Here is a 10,474-nt window from a genome sequence, read left to right as displayed (position 1 = left end):
ATGGTCAGCCGCACCCGGCGCGGGGTGCTGCGGCCCGGACGTCGCCCGGGACCTGCGGCACCACGGGGCGCGGGACGTCGCTGGCCGGCACCGGCCGGGCGCGCGCCCTTGGTGCCCGGCCGTGGGCCGCCCTTCGCGCCGGGCCGCGGCGGGGTGGAGCTCGTGCCGCCGGCCGCGGCGCCCGGCAGACGCACGGCGCCGCTGTCGGTCGCTGTCGTCCCGGCGCTCTTGTCGGCGTCGGATCCGTCAGCGCTCATTCGACTGCTCACTCATCGTCTCCCGGCTCGTCCGGAGTCTGCTGGTCATCGGCGTGCTGATCATCAGTCTGCCCGTCCGCGTCGACGACCGGATCGGTGACCGGTGCCTCGGCGTCGGTGCCGCCGTCGGTCGGCGACACGCCCGACGGTACGCCATCTGCCTGGTCGTCCGGTTGATCGCCGTCGACTTCCCGCTCGGCATTGCGCGCCACGGCGACGATCGAGTCCTTCTTGTCCGGGGTCGCGAACTGCACGCCCTGGGTGGACCGGCCGGTACGGCGCACCTCGTCGACCCGCGAGCGGACGATCTTGCCCTTCTCCATGACGACCAGGACCTCGTCGGTCTCGTCGACGGTCAGCGCCCCCACCAGGTCGCCGCCACGGTCGGAGATCGAGGCGACCTTGACGCCCAGCGTGGCGCGGCCCTTGACCGGGTAGTCCGAGGCGGCGGTGCGCTTGGCCAGGCCGTTCTCGAAGACGACGAACACGTCCGGGTCCGAGCCCTCCTCGACGATGTTCATCGACAGCAGCTCGTCGCCGTCGCGGAACTTCATGCCCGTCACGCCGGAGGTCGAGCGGCCCATCGGGCGCAGCGTGTCGTCGCTGGCGTGGAAGCGCACCGACTGGCCCTTGCGCGAGACCAGTAGCACGTCGTCCTCGGAGCTGGCCAGGCCGGCGCCGACGAGCTCGTCCCCGTCGCGCAGGTTGACCGCGATCAGCCCGCCGGTGCGCGGGGAGTCGTAGTCGGTCAGCCGGGACTTCTTGACCAGGCCGCGCTTGGTCGCCAGCAGCAGGTATGGCGCCTGCTCGTAGTCGCGCAGTGCCATCACCTGGGCGATCTGCTCGCCCGGCTGGAAGGCCAGCAGGTTGGCCACGTGCTGGCCCTTGGCGTCGCGGCTGCCCTCGGGCAGCTCGTAGGCCTTGGCCCGGTAGACCCGGCCGGCGTTGGTGAAGAACAGCAGCCACTGGTGGGTCGTGGTGGTGAAGAAGTGCGACACCACGTCGTCCCCGCGCAGGTTGGCTCCGCGCACACCCTTGCCGCCGCGCCGCTGGGACCGGTATTCGCTGGTCTTGGTGCGCTTGGCGTAACCGCCACGGGTGATCGTGACGACGACGTCCTCCTCGGGGATCAGGTCCTCGATCGACATGTCGCCCGCGAACGGCACGATCTGGGTGCGTCGCTCGTCGCCATACCGGTCGACGATGTCGGCCAGCTCGTCGCTGACGATCTGCCGCTGCCGCTCCGGCTTGGCCAGGATGTCGCGGTAGTCCTCGATCGCCCGCTGCAGCTCATCGTGCTCGTCGACGATCTTCTGCCGCTCCAGCGCGGCGAGCCGGCGCAGCTGCAGGTTGAGGATGGCGGTCGCCTGGATCTCGTCGACACCGAGCAGCTCCATCAGGCCACCGCGTGCCTCCTCGGCCGAGGGGCTGCGGCGGATGAGCGCGATGACCTCGTCGAGGGCGTCCAGCGCCTTGAGGTAGCCGCGCAGGATGTGGATCTGCTCCTCGGCCCGGCGCAGCAAGTAGGTGGTGCGCCGCTGGATGACCTCGATCTGGTGCTCCACCCAGTAGCGCACGAACGCCGAGATCGGCAGCGTCCGCGGGACGCCGTCGACCAGCGCCAGCATGTTGGCGCCGAAGCTCTGCTGCAGCTGGGTGTGCTTGTAGAGGTTGTTGAGGACGACCTTGGCGACCGCGTCGCGCTTGAGCACGATGACCAGTCGCTGGCCGGTGCGGCCGGACGTCTCGTCGCGCAGGTCGGCGATGCCGCCGATGCGCCCGTCGCGGACCAGGGTGGCGATCTTCTCGGCGAGGGCGTCGGGGTTGACCTGGTAGGGCAGTTCGGTGACCACCAGGCACTGCCGGCCCTGGATCTCCTCGACGTTGACCACCGCGCGCATCACGATCGAGCCGCGACCGGTGCGGTAGGCGTCCTCGATGCCCTTCTTGCCCATGATCAGCGCACCGGTCGGGAAGTCCGGGCCGGGGATGATCTCGATGAGCTTCTCCAGCAGCTGCTCACGGCTGGCGTCCGGGTGGTTCAGCAGCCACTGGGCACCTGCGGCGACCTCGCGCAGGTTGTGCGGCGGGATCTGCGTCGCCATACCGACCGCGATGCCGGCGGCACCGTTGACCAGCAGGTTGGGGAAGCGCGCCGGCAGCACGGTCGGCTGCATGGTCTTGCCGTCGTAGTTGGGCTCGAAGTCGACGGTCTCCTTCTCGATGTCGCGCACCAGCTCCATGGCCAGCGGCGCCATCCGGCACTCGGTGTATCGCGGTGCGGCGGCACCGTCGTTGCCGGGGGAGCCGAAGTTGCCCTGCCCGTCGACCAGCGGGTAGCGCATCGACCACGGCTGCACCAGCCGGACCAGGGCGTCGTAGATCGCGCTGTCACCGTGCGGGTGGTATTGACCCATCACGTCACCGACGACGCGGCTGCACTTGTTGTAGCCGCGGTCCGGCCGGTAGCCGCCGTCGAACATCGCGTAGACGATGCGACGGTGCACCGGCTTCATCCCGTCGCGCACGTCCGGCAGCGCCCGACTGACGATGACGGCCATCGCGTAGTCGATGTAGCTGCGCTGCATCTCGGTGTTGAGGTCGATCGGGTCGACATTGGACCGTGGGCCCTCTCCACCGGGAGGAGTGGTGTCGTCAGTCATCAGCTTCCTTCGTTCTCACTGCACTTCAAAGTTTGTGTATGGCGAGGGCTTCGCTGGTCTCGATACGCTCCCCCGCTTCGCTCCTCCGCTACTCGACCGGCGAAGCATGAGACTCGATCAGCGCTGCGCCCGGGTGACAGCGCCGCGGAAGTCTCCAGGCAGCCGAGCCGACTCGCCGTGAGCCGACGACCAGCACGGAGCGGGCCGTCCGCGAGCTCGCGAGCGGATCGACCCGAACCGGGCTGCGAGGAGGCAAACAAGACAACTCAGATGTCCAAGAACCTGACGTCTTTGGCGTTGCGCTGGATGAACCCGCGCCGGCTCTCGACGTCCTCACCCATCAGCACCGCGAAGATCTCGTCGGCCGCGGCGGCGTCCTCGAGCGTGACCTGCAGCAGCGTGCGGTGCTCGGGGTCCATCGTGGTGTCCCACAACTCGTGGTAGTTCATCTCGCCCAGACCCTTGTAGCGCTGGACGCCGTTGTCCTTCGGCAGCCGCCAGCCGTTGCTCTCGCCGAGCTTGATCAGCCCGTCCCGCTCCTTGTCGGAGAAGGCGAACTCGTGCTCGTGGTTGCTCCACTTGATCCGGTAGAGCGGCGGCTGCGCGAGATAGACGTAGCCGGCCTCGATCAGCGGGCGCATGAAGCGGAACAGCAGGGTCAGCAGCAGCGTGCGGATGTGCATGCCGTCGACGTCGGCATCGGCCATCAGCACGATCTTGTGGTAGCGCGCCTTCTCGATGTCGAACTCTTCGCCGATGCCGGTGCCGAACGCCGAGATCAGCGACTGCACCTCGTTGTTGGCCAGCACCTTGTCGATGCGGGCCTTCTCGACGTTGAGGATCTTGCCGCGGATCGGCAGGATCGCCTGGTTGAACGGGTTGCGGCCCTGCACCGCCGAGCCGCCGGCCGAGTCGCCCTCGACGATGAACACCTCGGAGATCGTCGGGTCGTTGCTCTGGCAGTCCTTGAGCTTGCCGGGCATCGCGGCGGTGTCCAGCAGGCCCTTGCGGCGGGTGGCCTCGCGCGCCTTGCGCGCCGCCATACGAGCCGCGGCGGACTGGATCGCCTTGCGCACGATCGCCTGCCCCTCGCGGGGGTGCTGCTGCAGCCAGTGGTCGAACTCGTCCCGGACGGCGCCCTGCACGAAGCCCTTGACCTCGGAGTTGCCCAGCTTGGTCTTGGTCTGGCCCTCGAACTGCGGCTCGCCCAGCTTGACCGAGACCACGGCGGTCAAGCCCTCGCGGATGTCGTCACCGGTGAGGTTGTCGTCCTTGTCCTTGAGCAGCTTCTGGGAGCGCGCGAACTGATTGACCAGCGACGTCATCGCCGCACGGAAGCCTTCTTCGTGGGTGCCACCCTCGTGCGTGTTGATCGCGTTGGCGTAGGTGTGCACCGACTCGCTGTATGCCGTGGTCCACTGCATCGCGATCTCGACCGACAGCAACCGCTCGGGGTCCTCGTGCTCGAAGGCGATGATGTCGTCGTGCACCGGCTCGCTGCGCTTGGAGGAGTTGAGGTGCTTGACGTAGTCGATCAGCCCGTCGTCGTAGCGGTAGGTGACGGTGCGCGGCTTGCCGGACGCATCCTCGACGTCGTCGTGGGCGGTGGCACCGGCGAGCGCCTCGTCCTCGGCACCCTCGTCGACCTTCTGCACCCGCTCGTCGGTCAGCGTGATCGCCAGGCCCTTGTTGAGGAAGGCGTATTGCTGGAAACGCGCCCGGACGGTCTCGAAGTCGTAGTCGACGGTGTCGAAGATCTCCGGGTCGGCCCAGTAGGTGATGGTGGTGCCGGTGTCGTCCGTGTCGGTCTCGCCGATGACCTCCAGCGATCCCTGCGGCGCGCCGTGGTCGAACTCCAGGAAGTGGATCCTGCCGTCCTGGCGCACCTCGGCGGTCAGCTTGGTGGACAGGGCGTTGACCACGGAGGAGCCGACGCCGTGCAGGCCGCCGGAGACCTTGTAGGCGCCGCCGCCGAACTTGCCGCCGGCGTGCAGCTGGGTCAGCACCAGCTCGACGGTCGAGACGCCATACGCCTTGTTGATCTCCACAGGTATGCCGCGGGCGTGGTCGCGCACCCGCACGCCGCCGTCGGCCAGCAGGGTGACCTCGACGTGGTCGCCGTAACCGGCCATCGCCTCGTCGACCGCGTTGTCGACGATCTCCCACACCAGGTGGTGCAGACCCCGGGTGCCGGTGGAGCCGATGTACATGCCCGGGCGCTTGCGGACCGCCTCAAGGCCCTCGAGCACCTGGATGTCGTCGGCACCGTAGGTCGAGCCGCCGGCCGGCGCCGCTGCGGACCCGCCCGCCGCGTCGCCTGCCGACTCTCCCGTTGACTCCGTGTCCTGCGCCGGTGTGGCCGGCTCCTGCTCGTCGGGTGATTGCTGCGCAGCGGTGTCGGACACAGTGCTCCTCGAAGTCGAATGACGCGCTCCGCGTCCGTCGGTTGCGACAGCCGCGAAAGGAAACCGAGCCGGGCACGCCTGCGGCCCGCCCAGTGGCGAGCCGCGAGAGCCGGTAACAAGACTCAGATTCTGTGTTCCATCATACCCTGCCGAGGCCGCCGAACCGTGTTTGACGTGCCTCAAACGGCAATGTGCGGGCAGATCGCACCGTCGCGCGACTCCCTCCACGCGGCCCGGGCCGTCAGCGCGTCCACGCCGCGTTCATGGACGATCCATGTCCGTGGCCCGGCCGGGCCATGCCGGCGGGTTCACTTGCGCAGGATGTAGACGACCGCACCGGTCTCGGTGGTGCAGGTGACGTACTGGTCGGCCTGGCAGGTCACCTGGTAGTTGTCGTGGGTCTCCGGCGATTTGGCCTTGAACGAGGCGTTGCCGTCCTTGTCCTTCTTGGCGTTGTAGATCGTGCTGACCACGCCCGCGAAGCCGCAGGAGGTCTTCGGTCCCGTGCCGTAGGAGTCGGTGCCGGGGCAGGCACCGGCCGCACCGGGCAGCGAGGTGGCGAAGCTCGGGCTCGAGGAGCTGGCCGAGGAAGAACTGGCCGAGGAGGAGCTGGAGCTCGGGGACGACGATTCGGAGGACTGCGAGGACTGCGACGTCTCGGACGAGGACGGTGTCTGCGACGGCTGCCCGCCGGTGGTCTGGGTGACCGTCTTGGTGGGGGTGAAGGCGCCCTGCGCCATACGGCCGCTGGAGTTGTTCAGGATGATCGCGATGACGATGGCGACGATGGCCAGCGACGCGACGATGACCGCGACCGGCGCCCACATCGCACCGCGTCGCTGCGGCGGCTCCTCGTAATAGGCAGCCGGCTCGTACCGCTGATCGGCCGGCTGGTACTCGTCGTACTGCGGCTCCTGCGGCGGTCGGACGTAGGGCGCGGCGGTCTGGTCGGGCGCCTGGTCCCGCGGGTGGGTCCGGTCGCTGTCGGCCGGGCCGGCCCATGCGGTCGCGTCGGGATCCTGGGGCGGCTGCTGCCCGCGGTCGCTGAAGAAGTGGTCGAATTCGTCCCGGCCCCCGCGCGGGTCGTCCTGACCTGGCTGGTCATGACTCACGTTGAAACTTTCCTGCCGATTGAGGTCCGATAGAGGTCGTTGGCCTTGCACAAACTCGACCCACTCTACGTGGAGCAGCCGAACGGCGCCCGGTGACCGGGTCGCTACGTTGGTCACCCGGGTACTCACCGGGGGTGCTCAACCGGGGGGTGCTCACCCGTACGTGTCGCGCGGACCACGGCCGTCCCGGACGGTGCGCGGACCCTTCTTCCAGCTCGGCGCGTTCGGGCCGACGATGCGCAGCGACTGCACCACATCCGGGCCGACGGCCCGCTCGAAGTTGCCCAGCAGCGTGGAGGACAACAACCGCAGCTGGGTCGTCCACGCGGTCGAGTCGGCGCGGACGGTGAGTTCCCCGTCGGTGAAGGACACCGGCTGAGCATGGGCGGCGACCGCGTCGCCGACGATCTCGGTCCAGCGGCCCATCACCGAACCGGCCGCGACGTCGACCTGCCAGCCGCGGTCGACCAGCAACCGGTCGAGTTGATCACCGATCATCGCCGGGTCGCGGCCGTCGGTGCGGGCCCGCCCGGTGCCCAGGTCGGCAGCCTTGCGCGGGCGTCGGCGGGCCGGCGTGCCGGGCCGGAAACCCTTCTCCCGGGCGGCGACCCGCGCCCGCCGCAGGGCATCACGGACCGCCTCCATGCCCGTCTCGTCAGCGCCTGCCTCGTCGGCTTCGGGCTCGTCAGTGGCAGCATCCTGCCGATCGGCGGCTCCTCCCTCGGTGTGCTCGGGATCGGTCATCGGGGTCTCACCTCGCCGAGGGTCACCGAGAACTGGTTGCCGGTGAGGGACTCCGGCACGTCGTCATCGACCGCGGCCGTGATGAGCACCTGCTCACAGTCGCCGACCATCAGCGCCAACCGGCGGCGCCGGCCGGCGTCCAGCTCCGCGAAGACGTCGTCCAGCACCAGCACCGGGTCGGTGCCCAGGTCGTGACGCAGCAGCTGGAACGCCGCGATCCGCAGGGCGAGCGCGAACGACCAGGACTCGCCGTGGCTGGCGTAGCCCTTGGCCGGCAGCGCACCGAGTCGCAGCACCAGGTCGTCACGGTGCGGGCCGACGAGCGTCTGGCCACGCTCCACCTCGGCCCGGTGCTGCTGCTCGAAGCTCTTGGCGAATCCGGCCTCCAGTTCGGCCACCTCCGGGACCTCACCGGCGGCGAGCTGGTCGGCGAGTTCGTCATACAGCGAGCTCCGGTAGGTGACCTTGGCGTCGGACTGGCCGGCGCTGACCTCGTCGTACGCCAGCCGCAGATAGGGCTGCAGGTCGCGCAGCAGGCGTAGCCGGGCGTAGACCAGGTTGGCGCCGACGGAGGCCAGGTGACTGTCCCAGACCGGCAGGGTCGCGAGTGCTGCGGCACGGTCGGGCGCCGTCCGTGCCGTCTTGAGCAGTGCGTTGCGTTGCACCCGGATCTTCTCGTAGTCGCTGCGGGCGCCGGCCCATCGCGGTTGCCGGGCCACCAGCAGGTCGTCCAGGAAGCGGCGGCGTTCACCGGGGTCGCCCTTGACCAGTGCGAGGTCCTCGGGTGCGAAGAGCACCGTGCGCAGCGTGCCGAGTACGTCGCGCGGGCGGGTCACCGGTGACTTGCCGAGCCGGGCCCGGTTGGCCTTTCCCGGATTGATCTCCAGCTCGACCTGCTGCTCGCGACCGTCGCGGACGACCGCACTGCGCACGATCGCCTGCTCGGCGCCGGCGCGCACCAGCGGCGCGTCCTGGGCGACGCGGTGCGAGGAGAGTGAGGCCAGGTAGCCGATGGCCTCCACGACGTTGGTCTTGCCCTGACCGTTGAGCCCGACGAACGTGCTGACGCCGTCGGTGAAGGTGAGGTCGGCGGACTCGTAGGACCGGAAGTCCTTCAGAGTCAGATGCCGCACGAACACACGGTTGAGTCTAGGTGTCGCAGGCCCGTGCTGCTGCGGATGTCGGTGCCCGGTGGGATCGTGGACCCGTGGTGACTTTCAACGCTTCCGACGATCTGCGCGGTGCGCGGTTCGTCGGCGTCAGCCTGCGCGAGGCACGCTTCGTCCGGTCGGACCTGTCCGGTGTGGTGATGCGGTCCGTCGACGTGGCCGGCACCGAGATCGACGCCCCGTGGCTGCTCGAGGCGGACCTGTCGGCCGCCGCGGGCGGCTCCGACGACGGTTTCCTGCGGGTCAACGGCGTCGATGTGCGCCCGCTGGTCGATGCCGAGCTCAACCGCCGGTTCCCCGGCCGCGAGCAGCGGCACGCTGCCGATCCCGACGCCTTGCGGTCGGCCTGGTCGGCGGTCGAGGGCGCCTGGGCCGGAGCCGTCGACCGTGTCGCGGCCATGCCTGCGGGCACTGCCGACGTGTCGATCGAGGAGGAGTGGTCGTTCGCTCAGACGCTGCGGCATCTGGTGATGGCGACCGACACGTGGTTGCGGCGGGCGATCCTGGGCGTGTCGGAGCCCTACCATCCGATCGGTCAGCCGCATGCCGAATACGCCGCCGACGGCGGGGACATGTCGGTCTTCGCGGAGAGCTGCCCGTCATACGACCGGGTGCTGGAGGTGCGCGCCGAGCGGATGGCGATGGTGCGTGACTTCCTCGCCGGCCTCGGCACCGACGAACTGCGCACACCACGCAGCAACCCGTGGGCGCCGCACTATCCGGAGACCACCCTGTCGTGCCTGCACACGATCATCGCGGAGGAGTGGGAGCACCTGCGCTACGCCGTGCGGGACCTGGACACGATCGACGCACGGGCAGGTGAGGAAACCGGCAAGGACCAACCGGCCGGACGATCACCGGATGAAGGCGATAGGCAACGCCCACGCGCTTGACCGAGAACGCGGCCACGGCGACAGGCCACGAGCACGCCACCGAACGACAAGCGGACGCCCGCGAGACGACGACCAGGGCGGTCAGGCACTCACGCTCGCACGCTCGCGAACGTGCCTGACCGGCCTGCGAGGAGTCGAGCAAAACGGCTCAGCGGACGCCCGCGAAGCGACGACCGTTACTGAAGGCGGAGTTCACGAACGTGTTCGTGAACTACGCCTTCAGTAACGCGAGGAGCGGAGAGCAAGGACTCAGTGGTCCGTGACGATGCCCTTCTCGCCCTTCTTGGTGACGGCGTGCCCGCCGAACTCGTTGCGCATGGCGGCGACGGCCTTCATGGCAGGGGAGTCGGTGCCTTGGCGGGAGAAGAAGCGCTGGAAGAGTGAGGCGGAGATGACCGGCATGGGGACGCCGTACTCGACGGCTTCCTGGACGGTCCAGCGGCCTTCGCCGGAGTCGTTGACGAAGCCTTCGATCTGGGACAGGTCGCCGTCCTTCTCCAGTGCTGCGGCGATCAGCTCCTGCAGCCAGGAGCGTACGACGGTGCCGCGGGTCCACGCCTTGAACGCGGCGGGGACGTCCTTGACGATCTCCTTGGCCTCGAGCAGCTCGTAGCCCTCGGCGTAGGCCTGCATCATGCCGTACTCGATGCCGTTGTGGACCATCTTCACGTAGTGGCCGGCGCCGACCGCGCCGGCGTGGCAGAAGCTCTCGTCGCGCGGGCCCTCGGGCCGCAACGCGTCGAAGATCGGCATCAGTCGCTCGATGTTGGCGTCGGAGCCGCCGGCCATCAGCGCGTAGCCGTTCTCCTTGCCCCAGACGCCGCCGGAGACACCGCAGTCGGCGAACTCGATACCCTTGTCAGCGAGTTCCTTCTCGTGCTTGGCGTCGTCGGTGAATTTGCTGTTGCCGCCGTCGATCACCAGGTCGCCCTTGTCGAGCAGGCCGCCGAGTTCGTCGATGACCGCTTGAGTGATCTTGCCGGCCGGGACCATCACCCACACGTTGCGGGGCGCGTCGAGTTTGCTGACGAGTTCCGGCAGGTCCCTGACGTCGGAGATGTCGGGGTTGGTGTCGTAGCCGACCACGTCGTGTCCGGCCGCCACGAGGCGGTCGCGCATGTTGCCGCCCATTTTGCCCAGGCCGATCAAACCGAGTTGCATGCCGCGCCTTTCGTTCGTGTATGTCGTACGTCGTCCCCGACGCTACTCCGGAAGCTCGGTGCGGGCTGGC

General features: G+C 69.0%; 7 protein-coding genes and 1 pseudogene. 1 reads left to right on the top strand and 7 read right to left on the bottom strand.

All coding sequences use genetic code 11. The features are described from left to right. From ACTHL4_RS12015 to recF, 6 genes and pseudogenes are all read right to left on the bottom strand, one after another. Window positions 1-257 (bottom strand): annotated as a pseudogene (locus ACTHL4_RS12015) (hypothetical protein); the annotation flags it as partial. Between the two features lie 8 nt (window positions 258-265). After that, complete coding sequence (gene gyrA, locus ACTHL4_RS12010) at window positions 266-2,920, bottom strand: DNA gyrase subunit A (RefSeq protein ID WP_440283003.1); 2,655 nt, start codon at window positions 2,918-2,920, stop codon at window positions 266-268. 266 nt (window positions 2,921-3,186) lie between these two features. Next, window positions 3,187-5,325 (bottom strand): DNA topoisomerase (ATP-hydrolyzing) subunit B, encoded by a 2,139-nt coding sequence (gyrB, locus tag ACTHL4_RS12005; RefSeq protein WP_440283002.1) that lies wholly within the window; start codon window positions 5,323-5,325, stop codon window positions 3,187-3,189. 308 nt (window positions 5,326-5,633) lie between these two features. Further along, window positions 5,634-6,437: a hypothetical protein gene (locus ACTHL4_RS12000; protein ID WP_440283001.1), complete on the bottom strand. Its 804-nt coding sequence runs from the start codon at window positions 6,435-6,437 to the stop codon at window positions 5,634-5,636. A 153-nt stretch (window positions 6,438-6,590) separates the two neighbouring features. Next, complete coding sequence (locus ACTHL4_RS11995) at window positions 6,591-7,181, bottom strand: DUF721 domain-containing protein (RefSeq protein ID WP_440283000.1); 591 nt, start codon at window positions 7,179-7,181, stop codon at window positions 6,591-6,593. Further along, window positions 7,178-8,320, bottom strand: coding sequence for a DNA replication/repair protein RecF (recF, locus tag ACTHL4_RS11990; RefSeq protein WP_440282999.1), 1,143 nt, complete (start codon window positions 8,318-8,320; stop codon window positions 7,178-7,180). The genes ACTHL4_RS11995 and recF overlap by 4 nt, the downstream gene beginning before the upstream one ends. A 68-nt stretch (window positions 8,321-8,388) precedes the next feature. Between recF and ACTHL4_RS11985 the strand changes: the two genes are divergently transcribed. Next, window positions 8,389-9,243, top strand: coding sequence for a DinB family protein (locus ACTHL4_RS11985; protein ID WP_440282998.1), 855 nt, complete (start codon window positions 8,389-8,391; stop codon window positions 9,241-9,243). 249 nt (window positions 9,244-9,492) lie between these two features. Here ACTHL4_RS11985 and gnd read toward each other — a convergent pair whose 3' ends face one another. Continuing rightward, window positions 9,493-10,404, bottom strand: a complete 912-nt coding sequence (gene gnd, locus ACTHL4_RS11980; RefSeq protein ID WP_440282997.1) for a phosphogluconate dehydrogenase (NAD(+)-dependent, decarboxylating) — start codon at window positions 10,402-10,404, stop codon at window positions 9,493-9,495. Between the last annotated feature and the right edge of the window lie 70 nt (window positions 10,405-10,474).

This window comes from Flexivirga sp., assembly GCF_051955415.1.
Lineage (GTDB): Bacteria > Actinomycetota > Actinomycetes > Actinomycetales > Dermatophilaceae > Flexivirga.
The sequence above is the reverse complement of the archived record's forward strand: the minus strand, read 5'-3'. Positions and strand labels throughout refer to the sequence as shown.